Here is a 15,995-nt window from a genome sequence, read left to right on the forward strand (position 1 = left end):
ACTCACGCCACTTCATCGTGTCAGCAACCGACCGGCGGCCGTTGACCCACGTCAAGCGTCCGTCACCGGACGGTGCACGCGCGACGGGCGGCGACTAGCCTGTGAAAGCGAAGCGCGCGAAGAGGTTCGCGCGGGGAGGGGGAACATGCTTGCGATGACGTTTGACGGCACGACGCCGCGTTTGCGCGAAACGCGCGTGCCTGACCCGTCGCCCGCGGCGGGTCAGCTCCTGATCGACGTGCACGCGTGCGGCGTATGCCGCACCGATCTCCACGTGGTCGACGGCGAACTCGCGCACCCGAAGCTGCCGCTGATTCCGGGGCACGAGATCGTCGGCACCGTGCGCGGGCTGGGCGAAGGCGTGACGGGCTTTGCCGTCGGCGACCGGGTAGGCGTCCCGTGGCTGGGCTCGACATGCGGGCATTGCGCGTATTGCACATCCGGCCGCGAAAACCTGTGCGACAGCCCGGGTTTCACGGGCTATACGATCGACGGCGGCTATGCCGAGTGCGCGGTCGCCGACCACCGGTACTGCGTGCATCTGCCGCGGCGCTATTCCGATCTGGAGGCCGCGCCGCTGCTGTGCGCCGGCCTGATCGGTCATCGAACCTTGCGCATGGCGGGCGATGCGCGCCGTATCGGCCTCTACGGCTTCGGTGCAGCGGCGCATCTGGTCGCGCAGGTCGCGCGGGGTGAAGGACGCAAGGTGTTCGCGCTGACGAAGCCCGGCGACACCGTGGCGCAGCAACTGGCGCTGTCGCTGGGCGCGGCATGGGCCGGCGGCAGCGACGAAGCGCCGCCGGAGCGGCTCGATGCCGCGCTGATTTTCGCGCCGGCGGGGGCGCTGGTGCCGGCCGCGCTGCGGGCACTCGACAAAGGCGGGATCGTCGTGTGCGGCGGCATTCACATGAGCGACATCCCCGGCTTTCCGTACGCGTGGCTGTGGGGCGAGCGCCGCATCGCGTCGGTGGCCAACCTGACGCGTGCGGATGCGGCCGCATTCATGCGGATCGCCGCCGCGACGCCGCTGCGGGTCGAGACGGTACGCTACGCGCTGACGGACGCGAACCGCGCACTCGACGACTTGCGCGGCGGGCGCGTGTCAGGCGCTGCCGTGCTCGGTATGCACGACTGATCCGCTCGACGCCGCCGCGGCGCGGTCAGATTTGCCGCAGGCCGTCCGAATCGACGATCCGGATCTGCTTGCCTTGGGCCGCGACGAGCCCTTTGTGCTGAAACTTCGACAGCATGCGGCTGACCGTTTCGAGCTTCATCCCGAGATATTCGCCGATCTCGTCGCGCGTCATCCGCAGCACGAATTCCGCGGCCGAGTAGCCGCGCGCCTTGAAGCGCGCGGAAAGATTCAGCAGGAACGCGGCCACGCGCTGTTCGGCGCTCATCGTGCCGAGCAGCAGCATCTGCGAGGATTCGCGCACGATCTCGCCGCTCATCATCTGATAGACGTGATGCTGCATCGGCCGCACTTCGCGGCACATCTGCTCGAGCTGGCCGAACGGAATGATGCAGACCGTGCTGTCTTCGAGCGCGATCGCGTCGCCGTTGTGGCGCCCGGTGTGCACGCCATCGAGCCCGAGCGACTCGCCGACGATCTGGAAGCCGGTGATCTGCTCGTCGCCGTCGCGGTGCATGACGATCGTCTTAAACGAGCCGGTTCTCACCGCATAGATGCTGTTGAACGCATCGCCCGAACGAAACAGCGTTTCACCGCGCTTGACGTGGCGCGTCGTGCAGATCATCGCGTCAACGCGGACGAAATCGTCGGGCGAAAGATCGGGCGGCATGCAGACGGTACGCAACGCACACGTCGAACAGCGGGACGCGGCGCGCTTGGGCTGGTCCGCCGGTTCGACGGGATGCAGCGGGATGAACGGACGTAACGGCATGGTCGTCGAGACTTCGGCACTGCTCTGCATGATCGGCTCCAGTTCGGGGCAGCGGCGATTCGCCGTCGGGTGGGATCGCGCCGGCCGTTGTACCGGCGGCCTGTCTGCGCCGCCTTCGTGTCGGGATCGCCTTGCGGACGCGCCAGGAGACCGTCAGGCCGGTCTCGGCGATGACGCTGCCGGTGCGTCGGGAGGCACGCTGAATTGTTTTTCTTGATCTGCAGTATGGATGTTGCGCGCCGTCAGGAAAATCAGCCGGAATTGAAGTTATGGTAGGTGAGAGGGAAGGCTTGTAGGAGGTTTCCTACACTGGTGCGGCGTCTTGTCGCGACCGCCGTCAGAGCTCGTCTGGGTCCTCGAACAGCTTGTGGCGCATCGCGTAGCGCACGAGGGCCGTGTCGTTCGGCATCTGCATCTTTTCGAGGATCCGCGTCTTGTACGTGCTGACGGTCTTGACGCTGACGCACAGCGCCTGCGCGATTTCGGAAATCGACTCGCCGGTGGTGACGCGCCGGAACACATCGAACTCGCGGTCGGACAGGCGCTGGTGCGGCAAGAGATCGGTCGGTTCGTTCAGGCTCTGCGCGAATTGCTCGGCCATGGTCAGGCTCACGTAGACGCCACCGACCGCGATCTTGGTCAACGCGGCGACCAGTTCGGCGCTGGCGCTTTCCTTGGTCATGTAGCCTGAGGCTCCCGCGCGGAACGCGCGCACCGCGTATTGCTGCTCGGCGTGCATCGTCAGCACAAGGATATGCAATCCCGGTTTCTCGTCCTTGATCTGCTTGATGAGCTCGACGCCGTTGCGGCCGGGCATCGACAGGTCGAGCACGAGCACGTTAGCGTCCGTGTCGCGCATGAGCGCGATCGTCGCAGCACTGTCCTGCGCTTCGCCGACGACGTCGAAACCGCTCGCGTTTTGGAGGATGTGCCGCAGACCGTCCCTCACGAGCGCGTGGTCGTCGGCGATGAGTACCCTGATCATGACAGCACGTCTCCTTGCTGGATGGCGTGAAGTGGCAGCGCCACGGTGATCGTGAATCCCGAGCCCGGCCGGTTGTCGATCGTCACCGTGCCGTCGAGCATGTGCGCGCGCTCGCGGATGCCGATCAGCCCGAACGACGGGCGATCCTGACTGTCGCGGGGGTGTTTCGGCGCGCCGTGGCCGTTGTCCGCGATGCGCAGCATGCAATAGCCGTCTGCCGCTTTCAAGGTCAGCGTCACATTCGTCGCATCCGAATGTCGCGCGACGTTGGTCAGCGCCTCCTGCACTATGCGGAACAACGCGGTCGCGCCGGCGCCGGTAAACTTGGTGTCGACCGGCCCGATGTCACGGTCGACCGTGATCCGGTAGCGGCGCATGAAATCGTTTGCAAGCCACTCGATCGCCGGGATGAGACCCAGGTCGTCGAGCATCACCGGCCGCAGATCGGCCGCGATGCGCCGCACCGACGCAACGGTCGAATCGATCAGGCGATGCATGGCACCCAACTGCTCGCGCACGCCGGTGTGGGGCGCGACGACGCCCGCCAGTCCCAGTTCGACGGCGGACAGGTCCATCTTAAGCGCCGTGAGTTGCTGGCCGAGGTCGTCGTGCAATTCGCGCGCAATCCGTGTTTTCTCTTCCTCGCGCACGTTCTGCAGGTTGGCGGACAGGTCGCGCAACTCCTCGCGCGACTGCTTGAGGGCGTTTTCCGCTCGCACCCGCTCGGTGACGTCGCGCAGCATCACCGTGTACAGCTTGCCGCCGCCGTCGCGAATCTGCGAGATCGACGCCTCGATCGGAAACTCGGTGCCGTCGCCGCGCAAGCCGAACAGCACGCGTTGCCGCCCCATCTGGCGCTCAGACACACCGGTCACGCCGAATTGCTCGACATGCCGCGCATGCGCGGCACGAAAGCGTTCGGGGATGAAGCGGGACAGCGGCGCGCCGACCGCCTCCATCGCGGAAACGCCGAACACGTGTTCGGCGGCAGGGTTGAAGATCACGATCGTCTGGTTCTCGTCGACCGTGACGATAGCTTCCATCGACGACCGGATGATGCCCATCATCCGGGCCTCCGTCGGTTGACTGTTGCCGGCGGTCTCGGCGACACGCGTGCGTTGCGAGAGGATCTGCCGCACGAGCGCGGCCAACGTCAGCGAGAGCACGGTGCCGGTCAGCAGCACAGCCATTGCGGTGCGGGCCGTGTCGGCGGACGCCGCGCGATAGTGCAGCGACAGCGGCGTGCCACCGAACACGAGCGAATCAGTTCGCTCGAGCGCTTTGCGGGAATCGGTGGCATCGTCGCCGCTGAAACCGACGGTATAGACCGGCGCCGCTGGGGTGTCGGCGACGATTTCCAGATGCAGTCGATCGAGCAGGGACGGATCGACCAGACGGTCTGGATTCAGTGCGGCATAAACGTATCCGGTCGCCGTCGCGTGCCGCGCCTCGGACGCTGTGCCGTCTTCCGCTTTTGCACCAATCGGCAGATACAACGTTAGTTCCGTCCGGGCGAACGCCGTATCGATACTGTCCTGTATCGCGTTCGCGGCCAAAGCGACCTTGCCGGTTTCTGCCGCCCGCTGCAGCGCCTGTCGCGTTGCCTGATTGTCCTCGGCGGCGCTCGGCTCGATTCTTCCGAGACTGCGGACCGGCGATTGCAACCCGTCCAGATCGAGACTGGCGAGATAGCGCAGCCATGCGGCGCCGGATGGCTCCGCCGAGAGTGCCGATGCAAACGCGCGGGTGCCGCGCAATATAACTGCGGCGTCGAGGAGGCTGCGCCGCAGGCTGGCCGTCGCGCGGGTGGCGGCTTGCTCGAATCTCACCTGGGTAGCGTGCCGGACATTGTTCTCCAGTACCCGGGATGCCGCAAATGTTGCCGTCAGGCCGAGCGCCAGCGTCAGCAGCGCGGCCAGCGCGGCATATCGGGCGGGCGGCCGGATCCGGCGCGGAGCCGGCCCGGCCCGGAAGGGGGGCGCATTCACTGTCATGGCCGTTCATCCTGACGGATTTCGTCGACGGCCGGCTGGCGGCGGGCCGGACGCGGGACACGAAAAGCGGCGGGGCGGGCTGGAATTGCGATATCGCCCTGAATTGTGCGCGTTTTACCGAGGTTCGCCAATCGGGACTGATGCGTACGGACGTCGCCGCGCGCGCTTGACCCGCGTCAACGGAAAGGCGTGCGGAGGGATCAGACTGGTTTCACGAACCGATCGAACCGGGACGACAGGAGGCACGCGCTATGTATCGAAGAATCTTTACTGCACTCGACGGCAGCCGCTGCGCGCGGCTTGCGCTCGACGAGGCGATTTCGCTCGCCCGCGATTCGGGCAGTCTGGTCATCGCCATGTGCGTGGTATCGGACGCGCCGCGGCTGGCGGACGTCGACAGCGGCTATATCGATCAGCGCGATCCGGCCGGACTGGACGCGGACAAGGCCGCGATCGCGGTCTCCGACGCGGAAACGGCGTTTCAGCTGTCCGGCGTACGCGGTATCGCGCAAATGATCGACGCGTGCGGACAGGACGTCTCGGACGTGCTGGCGCGCGCCGCCGCCGAATGCGACGCTGACCTCATCGTGATGGGCACGCATGGTCGCCGCGGCGTGCGCCGTGCGTTGCTCGGTAGCGTCGCCGAATCGCTGGTGCGCGTCGCGGACCGGCCGGTGCTAGTCGTACGGGAGGGGCCGGGCGCTTGCGCCGGCATGCTGTGACGACTGCGATTGCAGTGACGGTGGTCGTCGCCGGAAGCGGGCAGCCGCACGCGGCTGCCCGTTTTCACGCGTTCAGTGAGACAGCAGGACCGGTACCGTCATCGTCTCGAGGATCGTACGGGTCGCGCCGCCGAGCACGCGTTCGTGCATGCGGGCATGACTGTACAAGCCCATCACCAGCAGATCCGCATGCAGGTCGGTCACGCGGTTCAGCAGCGTCGCCCCCACGCCGACCGACCGCGTGCGCGGCGTGGTCGAGAACGACGCGCGAATGCCGTGCCGTTCGAGATACGCGGCGACATCGACGCCCGGCGGTGTCTTATCCGGATCAGGATGCCCGCGGGAGACTGTCTCGATGTTGACGAAGCGCGCGCGGGCGAGCAGCGGCAGCGCATCGGCCATCACGCGGGCGGCCTCGCGTCCGCCGTCCCAGCCGATCAGCACGTTCTCGCCGATCGTTCGCACGTCGCCCGCATAGGGCACGACGATCGCCGGGCGTCCGCCGCCCATCACGACGTCCTCGACGAAATGGCGCGCCACGTAGGTCGTGCGGTCGTCGGGATCCTCCTGGCCGAGCACCAGCAGATCGGCGTGACGTGCATGCAGGATCGCGGCATCGGTCGCATTGCCGCTCGGCGCCTGCCATTCGACGCTGCGTCCGGCACGTTCGGCGGCTGTCAGGAATCGTTCTTCCGCCTCCTTGCGCCGCTGGTCGCACAAGCGCTCGTAGACGGCGAGCTTGAGCGGTTCATCGGGCCGACGCAACGGTTCGAACAGATCCTGGCAGACCAGGTAGAGGCCGATCAAATGCGCGTTCCAGCGTCCCGCGAGCTCGAGCGCGAGGTCGACTCGCGTCGCACAGCGCTCGCTGTCGTCGAGGTGAACGAGCAGGGTCTTGTAGCTCATGACGGCTCCTTTTCGGTAGACGCGGCCGTGATTGCGGCAGACGCCTTCGCGGCGCAGCTCGCCGGAATCATCAGGACCGGGCATGCGGCCTGGCGCAGCACGCGTTCGGCCACGCTGCCGAGGAAGAGGCGCTGGACGCCGCGCCGGCCATGCGTGCCCAACACGATCAGATCGGCCCCGATCTCGCCCGCGAGACCGACGATCCGGTGCGGGATGTCTTCGCCTGCCGGCGCCACGTTGGAAATCTGCGGCGTGCCGGTCACGCTGCGTGCTTTCATGCGTCGCGCGGCGTCCTCGGTCACGCGCAATCCTTCTTCACGGAATGAATCGACCAGGATCGACGGATCGTATCCGTACATGTCGTAGGCCGGCACCAGGAAATCGACGACGTAGACGGGTGTCAGCCGCGCGCCCGTTTCCGCCGCGAGATCCAGCGCGGCGTCGAGTGCACGGGACGACGTGTCGCTGCCGTCGAGCGCAACCAGAATGTTCGAGTACATGGCATTTCCCTTGAACGGATGTGGATGAACTCATCATCGGCGCGTGCACGCCGACGGCGCTGATCTGGATCAAGCGTCGCGGTTGCCGCGCAGCACGGTCACCGCGGCGCGCGCCGCGATCCACGCTTCGTTGGTCGGCTCGACGACCACCGTGACCGCGCTCGATGCGCACGACACCACGTGTGCGTCGGCCGCATTCGCACGCGGGTCGATATCGATGCCGAGCCAGCCGAGCGACGCGCAGATCCGCTCGCGCAACACGGCCGAGTGCTCGCCGATCCCGGCGGTGAAGACCAGCATGTCGAGGCCGCCAAGCAGCGCGGTCAGCGCACCGGTTTCGCGCACGATGCGATGGACGTACAGCGTCAGCGCATCGCCGGCCCGTGCGTCGCCCGCGGCTTCGCACGCGAGCAGCACGCGCGGGTCGCCGCACGCGCCTGAAACACCCTTGAGGCCCGACTCGTGATACAGCAGGTGGCCGAGCGCATCGCCCGACAGCTTGCCGATCTCGAGCAGGTGCAGGACGACACCGGGATCGAGCGTTCCGCAGCGCGTGCTCATCATCAGGCCGTCGAGCGCCGAAAAGCCCATCGTCGTCGCGACGCTGCGGCAGTCGCGCATCGCGCACAGGCTGGCGCCGCTGCCGAGATGGGCGGCGATGACCCGGCCGTGTGCACGCGCGCCGAACTGCTCGTCGAGCGCGACCGCCAGGTATTCGTACGACAGACCGTGGAACCCGTAACGCCGCACGCCCTCGTCGAACCATGCGTGCGGCAACGGCAGCAATTGCTCGGCGCGCGGCAGCGTGCGATGAAACGCGGTATCGAACACGGCGATCTGCGGCAGGTCGGGAAACGCGTCGCGCAGCCCATCGATCGCATCGAGGCTGTGCGGCTGGTGCAGGGGCGCAAGCGGCGTCAGCGTGCGCAGCGCGTCGAGCACCGCATCGTCGACGACGACCGGGTCGACGTACCGGGCGCCGCCGTGCACGACACGATGCGCAATGGCGCCCAGCGCGATATGCGGCAGCTGCACGCGGATCCACGTCGCGATCCGCGCGAGCACCGCGCGGTAAGGGTCGCCCGCGCCCAGCGGCAGCGTGCCGTCCTGGACGGCATCGAAGCGGATCGACACGCCGTTGCCGGCGGCGACCGCTTCGCCTTCGTGCAGCGGCCGCCGCGCGGGATCGCCGTGCGGCGGGTACGCGAACACCGCGAACTTCACGCTCGACGAACCGGCGTTGATGACGAGCAGCGCGAGCGTACGCATCGACGGGTTCAGTGCGACATCAGGACCGGCAGCGTCATCGACGCCAGCACCGTGCGCGTGGCGCCGCCCATGACCAGCTCCCGCCAGCGCGGATGCCCGAAGGCCCCCATGACGAGCAGGTCGGACCCGGTCTCGTACGCGCGTGACAGCAGCGTGTCGCCGACCGACGAGCCGGTGCCGGTATCGATGTCGAGCACGTTCACGTCGTACGCGTGGCGCGCCAGCATCAGCGCGGCATCGGAGGCCGGAACCCGCGTGGTCGCGGCGTCCGAATCGCCGTCGACCACGGCGACGACCGTCGTGCGCTTCGCATGCTCCAGAAACGGGAGTGCGTCGTGCGCGGCGCGGGTCGCTTCGCGGCTGCCGTCCCACGCGACGATCACCCGCTCGCCGATCGATGGAAATTCCCCAGCGTACGGCCAGAACAGCACCGGGCGGCCGGCGGACAACACGAGGTTCTCCGGAAACTGGTCGTCGATATAGGTTTCGGGATCGTTCGGATCGCTCTGGCCGGTGATCACCAGGTCGGCGAGACGCGCGGCGCGCGGCACGGCCACGTTCGCGCGCTCGTCCGCGCGAATCCAGGTCGCGGGTACTTTCGCGCGAGCGGTCTCCGCATGGAACAGGCGCTCCAGCGCGGCGAGCCGCTCGTCTCGCTGTTCACGATGCGCGCGGAAATAGTCGGCGGAACCGGCCATCACGTAGAACGAATGCGGCTCGGGCGTGTAGACCGCGAACAGCCCGGTGAGATGCGCACCGAAGCGCCGGGCGAGATGCAACGCGAACTCGAGACGGGAATGTGCGCGGGCGCTCGTATCGAGGTGCACGACCATGCTTTTGTAGCTCATCGGAATCGCTCCATCGACGGGTGATCCGCCAGTGCGATCCAGTCTACGAAGCAGGGTTTCCACGCGCTTGACTCAGATCAACGGCAGCCGTGCTCGATACCCGCACAGTGAAGCGGTCATGACGCCGAGGCAAGGTAGGCGTCACGAGGCGGATGCCAACCCATTGACCCGATCGAAAGGGGGGAAGCCGATGAAACCCGATGCTTTGAAGACACCGAACGATGCCTGGCGCGCGGGCTGCGATCTCGCGTTGCGCGTGATCGCGCAGAACCGCGATTGGCAACACGAATGGCATGCGCTGGCAGGGCGATGCATCGAGCGCGACCGCACGGCGGTGCGCCGTCTGCAGCAGGCGCTGGGGGAATCGGAGGCATGGACGGCCTTCGCCGAGGCCGGCAGGCAAGTGATGAGCGACTGCGCGATCGCGAGCATCGCGATCTGGCAGGACGCCGCCGAGCTATGCATGCGTGCGCAATTCGAGAGCGCCAGTGCGTGGCGTACTTGGTTGCGCGAATACGGCGCAGGCGCGCTGTCTCGTTATCAGACCGACTGGTTGCCCGACCTCGGGCGACTCGCGGCGGTCAACGAAGCCAGCATGCCGTGGGCCGGCTGGATGGCGGCGCTGGAGCGCGGGATCGAGGACGCGGGCGGCGCAACAAACGGAGCACTGCTCGCCGGCCGCGTGAACGACATCGCAGGCGCACGGGAGCACGATCATGTCCGCTAAGCGCGTCGCGTTCGTCACGGGGGGAATGGGCGGGCTCGGCGCGGCGATCAGCCATCGCCTGCACGATGCCGGCATGACGGTGGCGGTGTCGCACACGGAGCGCAACGACCATGTGGCGACGTGGCTCACGAAGGAACGGGAGGCGGGTCGGGCGTTCCATGCGTTCGAGGTCGACGTGGCCGACTACGATTCGTGCCAGCATTGCGCGGCGCGCGTGCTGGCCGAATTCGGGCGCGTCGACGTGCTCGTCAACAACGCCGGCATCACGCACGACGCCACCTTCGTGAAGATGACCAAGAGCATGTGGGATGCGGTGTTGCGCACCAATCTCGACGGCATGTTCAACATGACCAAGCCGTTCGTGCCGGGCATGATCGAAGGCGGCTTCGGGCGGATCGTGAACATCGGCTCCGTGAACGGTTCGCGCGGCGCCTACGGGCAGACCAACTACGCGGCCGCGAAGGCCGGCATCCACGGCTTCACGAAGGCGCTGGCGCTCGAGCTCGCGCGCCACGGCGTGACGGTCAACACGGTTGCACCCGGTTACCTGGCGACCGCGATGCTCGAGACGGTGCCTAAGGAGGTGCTCGACACGAAGATCCTCCCGCAGATTCCGGTCGGCCGCCTGGGCAATCCCGACGAAATCGCCGCGCTCGTCGCGTTTCTGTGTTCCGATGCGGCGGCGTTCGCGACGGGCGCGGAATTCGACGTCAACGGCGGGATGCACATGAAATGAGGGCAGCCGTCATCCGCGCCCCGTTCGGGCCGGAGCTGACGTGCCCGCCCGATGCAGTCGAAATCGCGACGAGCGCCGCCGGCTGCGCACCCGTTCGAGCGGCGCCTGCCGACGAGTGGAATCGCGCCGCGCATGCGAACGTGGCCGCGATGACCTTCGGGTTGTCACCCGTGTCGCTGGCGCTGGCCATTCTTGACTGGGGCGCGCATCTGGCTGTGGCCCCGGGAAAATGCTTCGTGCTCGCGACGCAGGCGTGGCTGGGCGCCGTGGCGCCGGCGGCAAACGGGCGCGACGGCGAGGCCGGTGACGCGGATGCGAGCGGCCTTGCCGTGCACGCCGGCCGCGCCGATCCGCGCTTCGCCGCGCCGGCGTGGGGCGGCTGGCCGTTTCGCGCGTATCGCGACGGCTTCCTGTCGATCCAGCGCTGGTGGCGCGACGCGACACGCGGCGTGCCGGGTGTCGAACGTCATCACGAGGAACTGGTTGGATTCGTCGCGCGACAGTGGCTCGACGCATGCTCGCCTGGAAATTTCCTCGCGACGAACCCGGTCGTACTCGACGCGACGATACGCAGCGGGGGCACGAACCTCGCGGCAGGCTGGCGACACTGGCTGGACGACGCGAACGCGTTGATCGATCGCGCGAGCGGCACGCGGGGCCACGATGCGCGCGCCTATCTGCCGGGACGCGACGTGGCGATCACGCCGGGCCGCGTCGTCTGGCGCAACGCGCTGTGCGAGCTGCTGCAGTACGCCCCGACGACGGCCGACGTGGCCCGCGAGCCGATCGTGGTCGTACCGTCGTGGATCATGAAGTACTACATCCTCGATCTGCAGCCGCACGATTCGCTGATTCGCTTCCTGGTCGATGCGGGCTATACGGTGTTCGCCGTGTCGTGGCGTAACCCGGGCGCGGAGGCCCGCGACCTCGGGCTCGACGATTATCTGCGCGACGGGTGCATGGCGGCGCTCGACGCCGCGCGGACGATCTGCGGCGAAGCGGTGCATGCGGCCGGCTATTGTCTGGGCGGCACGCTGCTCGCGATCGCCGCGGCAGCGCTGGCGCGCGACGGGCGGCAACACGAAGCGTTGCGCTCGGTCACGTTGCTGGCGGCCCAGACCGATTTCAGCGAGCCTGGCGAACTCGGCCTGTTCATCGACGCGAGCGAACTGTCCGCGCTCGACGCGCTGATGTGGCGCCAGGGCTACCTGGACGGTGCGCAGATGTCCGCCGCGTTCGAACTGCTGAACGCGCGCGACCTGATCTGGTCGCGGATGATGAGCGAATACCTGCTCGGCACGCGCACGAAGCCCAACGACCTGATGTCGTGGAATGCGGATACCACGCGCATGCCGTATCGCATGCACACGGAATACCTGACGCAGCTCTTTCTCGACAACGATCTTGCGGCCGGCCGCTACTGCGTCGACGGGCGGCCTGTCGCGCTGTCGGACATCGACGTGCCGACGTTCGTGGTTGGCACCGAGCGCGATCACGTGTCGCCCTGGCGGTCCGTCTACAAGCTCCATCTGCTCACGCACCATGCGCTGACCTTCGTGCTGACGTCGGGCGGGCACAACGCAGGCATCGTGTCCGAGCCGGGCCATCCGGGCCGGCACTACCGATGCGTGACCCGCGAATCCGGTGCGGCCTACCGCAGCCGGCACGACTTCGTGCGCGATACGCCGGCGGTGGACGGCTCGTGGTGGTTCTGCTGGCGAGACTGGTTGCACGCGCGCTCGTCGGGCGACGTACCGGCCCGCACGCCGGCCGCAGGGTTCGCGGCGGCGCCCGGCACTTACGTACTCGAAACATGAACGACAACCTCCATCCGGGTGGCCTCGACGACGCGTGCCTGCCCAGGCTGCTGCCGCAAGCGAACGGCGAACTGCCGTCCCTGATTGCACGCACGCGTCACGCGCGGCCGCTGGTCGTCGCCGTCGTGCATCCGTGTGATGCCGCCAGCGTCGTTGCGCTTGCCGAGTTGAGGGCGTCTCCCTTGGGCGCATCGATCGAGCCGCTGATCGTCGCGCCCCGCGCCAAGGTGCTGCGGGCCGCGAACGACGCGGGCGTCGATCTTTCGACGTGGACGATCGAAGACGTGCCGCACAGCCATGCGGCCGCCGCTCGTGCGGTCGAACTCGCGGCGGCCGGGCGCGCCGGCGCGCTGATGAAAGGCAGCCTGCATACGGACGAGCTGATGGGTGCGGTCGTCGCCGCGGATTCGGGCCTGCGCACCGACAAGCGCATGTCCCATTGTTTCCTGATCGAGACGCCGGCGTATCCGCGACCATTCATCCTGACCGATGCGGCGGTGAACATCGCACCGGATCTCGCGCAGAAAGCGGCCATCACGCAGAACGCGATCGACGTCGCCCATGCGCTTGGCGTGGCCTGTCCGCGTGTGGCGGTGCTGTGCGCGGTCGAAACCGTCAATCCGGCAATGCGTTCGACGCTCGACGCGGCAGCGCTCGCCAAGATGGCCGAGCGTGGCCAGCTCGAGGGGGCGATCGTCGACGGCCCGCTCGCATTCGACAACGCGATATCCCAACGTGCGGCCCGCGACAAAGGGATCGATTCCCCTGTGGCCGGCCACGCCGACATCCTGGTCGTCCCCGATATCGAAGCGGGCAACATGCTTGCAAAGCAGCTCGAATACCTGGGGGGCGCCGCCAGCGCGGGCATCGTCGTCGGCGCACGCGTGCCGATCGTGCTGACGAGTCGCGCCGACAGCGTCGCGGTCCGGGTCGCGTCTTGCGCGCTGGCCGCATTGCTGGCGCAGCAACGGCACGCGCCCGCTTCGATCAACGAACCCGCAACTTTTCCGATGGAGGAACAGCGATGAAAGCACTCGTCTACCACGGGCCGGGGCGCAAGGCGCTCGAGGAACGGCCCAAGCCGGAACTGCAGTCGCCCACCGACGCGATCATCCGCGTGACGCGCACGACGATTTGCGGCACCGATCTGCATATCCTCAAGGGCGACGTACCGACGTGCGAACCCGGCCGGATTCTCGGCCATGAGGGCGTCGGTGTCGTCGATCAGATCGGCGCCGCGGTCGAATCGCTGAAGCCGGGCGATCACGTACTCATTTCGTGCATCTCGTCGTGCGGCCGCTGCGAATACTGTCGCCGCGGACTTTATTCTCACTGCACAACCGGCGGCTGGATTCTCGGTAACCGGATCGACGGCACACAGGCCGAGTATGTGCGCATCCCGCATGCGCAGACGAGCCTGTACCGGATTCCGGCAGGCGCGGACGAGGACGCGCTCGTGATGCTGTCCGATATCCTGCCGACAGGATTCGAATGCGGCGTACTGAACGGCAAGGTGCAGCCGGGCTGCACGGTCGCGATCGTCGGCGCAGGCCCGATCGGGCTGGCAGCGTTGCTGACTGCGCAGTTCTATTCGCCCGCGCAGATCATCATGATCGATCCCGACGGCAACCGGCGCGAGATCGCGCGGCACTTCGGCGCGACCGATTGCTTTGACAGCCGTGCTGGCGACCCGGTAGCGGAAGTCATGAAGCTGACCGACGGCATCGGTGTCGATTGTGCAATCGAGGCGGTCGGCATTCCCGCGACGTTCGAGATGTGCACGGGGCTCGTGGCGCCGGGCGGTGTCGTTGCGAACGTCGGTGTGCATGGCGTGAAGACCGACCTGCACCTCGAGAAGCTGTGGGATCGCAACATCGCAATCACGACGCGGCTCGTCGATACGGTCAGCACGCCGATGCTGCTGAAGACCGTGCGCGCCGGGCGTCTCGATCCGAAACGCCTGATCACCCACCGGTTCTCGCTCAACGACGTCGAGCGTGCGTACGACACGTTCGGCCGCGCGGCGCAAACCCATGCGCTGAAGGTCATCATCGAAGCCGGTTGATCGCTGGTTGATCGCCGGGTAGCGCGCGACGGGGACCGGTACGCAACGTCCGGATCCCACCGTGCGTGGCCGGCGTCTCGCCGGTGCCGTAGTCAGAGAGGGCGGCCGGCTCGCGCGCATCGCCCGATTCGACTGCATCGAGATCGACGGTCTGCGCGTAAGTCGGTACTTCGCACGGCCAGTGCAAGCGCTCCGAAATGCGCCGCCGCAATGCGTCGGCCGATGCGGGTTCGCCATGCGTGATGAAGGTCCGCACGGGCGCAGGCTGCATCGTGCCGAGCCACTGGAGAATCTCCTCGTAGTCGGCATGCGCGGAAAGCGCGGTGATCGACTCGACCTGGGCGCGCACGCGGACGTATTCACCGTGAATCTTCACTGTCGGCTCGTGTGCAGCCAGGGCCGCGCCGCGCGTACCGGCAGCCTGATAGCCGACCAGCGCGATCGTGTTGCGTGCGTCGGGCGCGTAGCGGCTCAGGTGATGGAGTACGCGCCCGCCCGTTGCCATGCCGCTTCCCGCGATAATGACCATCGGGCCGTGGTGTTCCGCAATCGCCTTCGACTGGTCGACCGACCGGATCATCGTCGCGGCATGGCCGAGGGCGTTCGCTTCGGACAGTGTCAGCCGGTGCTCGAGGATGTGGTGGCGATAGATGTCGGTTACGTCCGTCGCCATCGGGCTGTCGAGAAATACCGGGACGCGCGCCATGCGGCCGGATGCCTTCAGCCGTGCGATGTAATGCAGGATTTCCTGCGCACGGCCGACGGTGAAGCAGGGCATCACGACAACCCCGCCGCGCGCGAATGTCTTGTCGAACAGCGTGGCCAGCTCGTTCTCGGGATCCGACGCTGGGTGCAGCCGGTCGCCGTACGTCGACTCGACGACCAGGAACTCCGCATGCGCGGGCGGTCGCGGCGGCTGCATGATCGGGTCGCGATAGCGGCCGAGGTCGCCCGAGAACGCGAGTACCTTATGATTCCAGTGCATCACCACGCTCGCCGCTCCGAGGATGTGCCCGGCCGGTAGCAGCCGGAACGCCAGGCCACCGCCGAGCGTAGTGCATTCGTCTAGGGCAACGGGCCTCAGCAGGCGCAACGCGCGCTGCGCATCGTCGAGCGTATAGAGCGGCTGCGCGGGATGATGCTTCGAGTAGCCGTGCCGGTTCGCGAACTCGGCCTCCTCCTCCTGCAGCCGCGCGCTGTCGCGCAGCATGATGTCGCAGAGTTCGGCCGTGGCCGCCGTGCAGTACACCGGCCCGCGATAACCTTCGCGCACCAGCACCGGCAGATAGCCGGTATGGTCGATATGCGCATGCGTAAGCACGACTGCATCGAGCGTGTCGGGTGCGAGCGGCAACGGTCTCCAGTTGCGCAATCGCAGATTTTTCGTGCCCTGGAACAGGCCGCAATCGACCAGCACGCGCCGGCCGCCGTGCTCGACCAGATACTTCGAGCCGGTCACGGTTTCGGTCGCACCGAGAAAAGTCAGTTTCATCGCTCGCCTCCCTGAAAGTCGAGGGGTTCA

The 15,995-nt window shown here is 67.3% G+C and carries 15 protein-coding genes; 7 read left to right on the forward strand and 8 right to left on the reverse strand.

The genetic code is table 11. The annotated features are described in order from the left end of the window. Positions 1 to 145: 145 nt before the first annotated feature. A complete protein-coding gene (locus WT97_RS04535; RefSeq protein ID WP_060352980.1) occupies positions 146 to 1,135 on the forward strand; it encodes a zinc-dependent alcohol dehydrogenase family protein in 990 nt (329 codons plus the stop codon). Positions 1,136 to 1,160: 25 nt separating this feature from the next. Here the strand turns inward: WT97_RS04535 and fnr are convergent, their stop codons facing one another. From fnr to WT97_RS04550, 3 genes are all read right to left on the reverse strand, one after another. Then, on the reverse strand, positions 1,161 to 1,934 hold the full coding sequence (fnr, locus tag WT97_RS04540) for a fumarate/nitrate reduction transcriptional regulator Fnr (RefSeq protein ID WP_060352981.1): 774 nt from the start codon (positions 1,932 to 1,934) through the stop codon (positions 1,161 to 1,163). 307 nt (positions 1,935 to 2,241) lie between these two features. Next, entirely contained in the window at positions 2,242 to 2,889 is a 648-nt protein-coding gene (locus WT97_RS04545; protein WP_060352982.1) for a response regulator transcription factor, read from the reverse strand. After that, positions 2,886 to 4,883: a PAS domain S-box protein gene (locus WT97_RS04550; RefSeq protein ID WP_060352983.1), complete on the reverse strand. Its 1,998-nt coding sequence runs from the start codon at positions 4,881 to 4,883 to the stop codon at positions 2,886 to 2,888. The genes WT97_RS04545 and WT97_RS04550 overlap by 4 nt, the downstream gene beginning before the upstream one ends. A gap of 251 nt (positions 4,884 to 5,134) precedes the next feature. On the opposite strand from WT97_RS04550, the gene WT97_RS04555 reads away from it, so the two are divergent. Continuing rightward, the gene (locus tag WT97_RS04555) at positions 5,135 to 5,605 is read left to right on the forward strand and encodes a universal stress protein (protein WP_060352984.1); all 471 of its coding nucleotides are present in this window, start codon (positions 5,135 to 5,137) and stop codon (positions 5,603 to 5,605) included. 72 nt (positions 5,606 to 5,677) lie between these two features. On the opposite strand, the gene WT97_RS04560 is transcribed toward WT97_RS04555, so the two are convergent. The 4 genes from WT97_RS04560 to WT97_RS04575 form a co-directional block, all read right to left on the reverse strand. Further along, positions 5,678 to 6,511, reverse strand: a complete 834-nt coding sequence (locus WT97_RS04560) for a universal stress protein (protein WP_060352985.1) — start codon at positions 6,509 to 6,511, stop codon at positions 5,678 to 5,680. Beyond that, positions 6,508 to 7,011, reverse strand: coding sequence for a universal stress protein (locus WT97_RS04565; RefSeq protein ID WP_060352986.1), 504 nt, complete (start codon positions 7,009 to 7,011; stop codon positions 6,508 to 6,510). The genes WT97_RS04560 and WT97_RS04565 overlap by 4 nt, the downstream gene beginning before the upstream one ends. Positions 7,012 to 7,080: 69 nt before the next feature. Next, the gene (locus WT97_RS04570; RefSeq protein WP_060352987.1) at positions 7,081 to 8,280 is read right to left on the reverse strand and encodes an acetate/propionate family kinase; all 1,200 of its coding nucleotides are present in this window, start codon (positions 8,278 to 8,280) and stop codon (positions 7,081 to 7,083) included. Between the two features lie 8 nt (positions 8,281 to 8,288). Further along, positions 8,289 to 9,128 (reverse strand): universal stress protein, encoded by an 840-nt coding sequence (locus WT97_RS04575; protein WP_060352988.1) that lies wholly within the window; start codon positions 9,126 to 9,128, stop codon positions 8,289 to 8,291. Between the two features lie 190 nt (positions 9,129 to 9,318). Between WT97_RS04575 and WT97_RS04580 the strand changes: the two genes are divergently transcribed. From WT97_RS04580 to WT97_RS04600, 5 genes are read left to right on the forward strand one after another with little or no spacing between them, the layout of a single operon-like run. Beyond that, positions 9,319 to 9,855, forward strand: a complete 537-nt coding sequence (locus WT97_RS04580) for a hypothetical protein (RefSeq protein ID WP_060352989.1) — start codon at positions 9,319 to 9,321, stop codon at positions 9,853 to 9,855. After that, complete coding sequence (locus WT97_RS04585) at positions 9,845 to 10,591, forward strand: beta-ketoacyl-ACP reductase (RefSeq protein ID WP_060352990.1); 747 nt, start codon at positions 9,845 to 9,847, stop codon at positions 10,589 to 10,591. The genes WT97_RS04580 and WT97_RS04585 overlap by 11 nt, the downstream gene beginning before the upstream one ends. Beyond that, positions 10,588 to 12,408 (forward strand): alpha/beta hydrolase, encoded by a 1,821-nt coding sequence (locus tag WT97_RS04590; protein WP_060352991.1) that lies wholly within the window; start codon positions 10,588 to 10,590, stop codon positions 12,406 to 12,408. Before WT97_RS04585 ends, WT97_RS04590 begins: the two co-directional genes overlap by 4 nt. Continuing rightward, positions 12,405 to 13,436, forward strand: a complete 1,032-nt coding sequence (locus WT97_RS04595; RefSeq protein WP_060352992.1) for a bifunctional enoyl-CoA hydratase/phosphate acetyltransferase — start codon at positions 12,405 to 12,407, stop codon at positions 13,434 to 13,436. The genes WT97_RS04590 and WT97_RS04595 overlap by 4 nt, the downstream gene beginning before the upstream one ends. Next, entirely contained in the window at positions 13,433 to 14,473 is a 1,041-nt protein-coding gene (locus WT97_RS04600; RefSeq protein WP_060352993.1) for a zinc-dependent alcohol dehydrogenase family protein, read from the forward strand. The genes WT97_RS04595 and WT97_RS04600 overlap by 4 nt, the downstream gene beginning before the upstream one ends. On the opposite strand, the gene WT97_RS04605 is transcribed toward WT97_RS04600, so the two are convergent. Next, a complete protein-coding gene (locus tag WT97_RS04605; RefSeq protein WP_257128455.1) occupies positions 14,457 to 15,965 on the reverse strand; it encodes an MBL fold metallo-hydrolase RNA specificity domain-containing protein in 1,509 nt (502 codons plus the stop codon). The genes WT97_RS04600 and WT97_RS04605 overlap by 17 nt on opposite strands. Between the last annotated feature and the right edge of the window lie 30 nt (positions 15,966 to 15,995).

The organism is Burkholderia sp. MSMB1459WGS (assembly GCF_001534535.1).
GTDB lineage: Bacteria > Pseudomonadota > Gammaproteobacteria > Burkholderiales > Burkholderiaceae > Burkholderia.

Coding starts and splice junctions, on each gene's coding strand:
- WT97_RS04535 (WP_060352980.1), top strand. CDS start 146: ATGCTTGCGATGACGTTTGACGGCACGACGCCGCGTTTGCGCGAAACG.
- WT97_RS04605 (WP_257128455.1), bottom strand. CDS start 15,965: ATGAAACTGACTTTTCTCGGTGCGACCGAAACCGTGACCGGCTCGAAG.
- WT97_RS04555 (WP_060352984.1), top strand. CDS start 5,135: ATGTATCGAAGAATCTTTACTGCACTCGACGGCAGCCGCTGCGCGCGG.
- WT97_RS04565 (WP_060352986.1), bottom strand. CDS start 7,011: ATGTACTCGAACATTCTGGTTGCGCTCGACGGCAGCGACACGTCGTCC.
- WT97_RS04580 (WP_060352989.1), top strand. CDS start 9,319: ATGAAACCCGATGCTTTGAAGACACCGAACGATGCCTGGCGCGCGGGC.
- WT97_RS04560 (WP_060352985.1), bottom strand. CDS start 6,511: ATGAGCTACAAGACCCTGCTCGTTCACCTCGACGACAGCGAGCGCTGT.
- WT97_RS04550 (WP_060352983.1), bottom strand. CDS start 4,883: ATGACAGTGAATGCGCCCCCCTTCCGGGCCGGGCCGGCTCCGCGCCGG.
- WT97_RS04595 (WP_060352992.1), top strand. CDS start 12,405: ATGAACGACAACCTCCATCCGGGTGGCCTCGACGACGCGTGCCTGCCC.
- WT97_RS04545 (WP_060352982.1), bottom strand. CDS start 2,889: ATGATCAGGGTACTCATCGCCGACGACCACGCGCTCGTGAGGGACGGT.
- WT97_RS04570 (WP_060352987.1), bottom strand. CDS start 8,280: ATGCGTACGCTCGCGCTGCTCGTCATCAACGCCGGTTCGTCGAGCGTG.
- fnr (WP_060352981.1), bottom strand. CDS start 1,934: ATGCAGAGCAGTGCCGAAGTCTCGACGACCATGCCGTTACGTCCGTTC.
- WT97_RS04585 (WP_060352990.1), top strand. CDS start 9,845: ATGTCCGCTAAGCGCGTCGCGTTCGTCACGGGGGGAATGGGCGGGCTC.
- WT97_RS04590 (WP_060352991.1), top strand. CDS start 10,588: ATGAGGGCAGCCGTCATCCGCGCCCCGTTCGGGCCGGAGCTGACGTGC.
- WT97_RS04575 (WP_060352988.1), bottom strand. CDS start 9,128: ATGAGCTACAAAAGCATGGTCGTGCACCTCGATACGAGCGCCCGCGCA.
- WT97_RS04600 (WP_060352993.1), top strand. CDS start 13,433: ATGAAAGCACTCGTCTACCACGGGCCGGGGCGCAAGGCGCTCGAGGAA.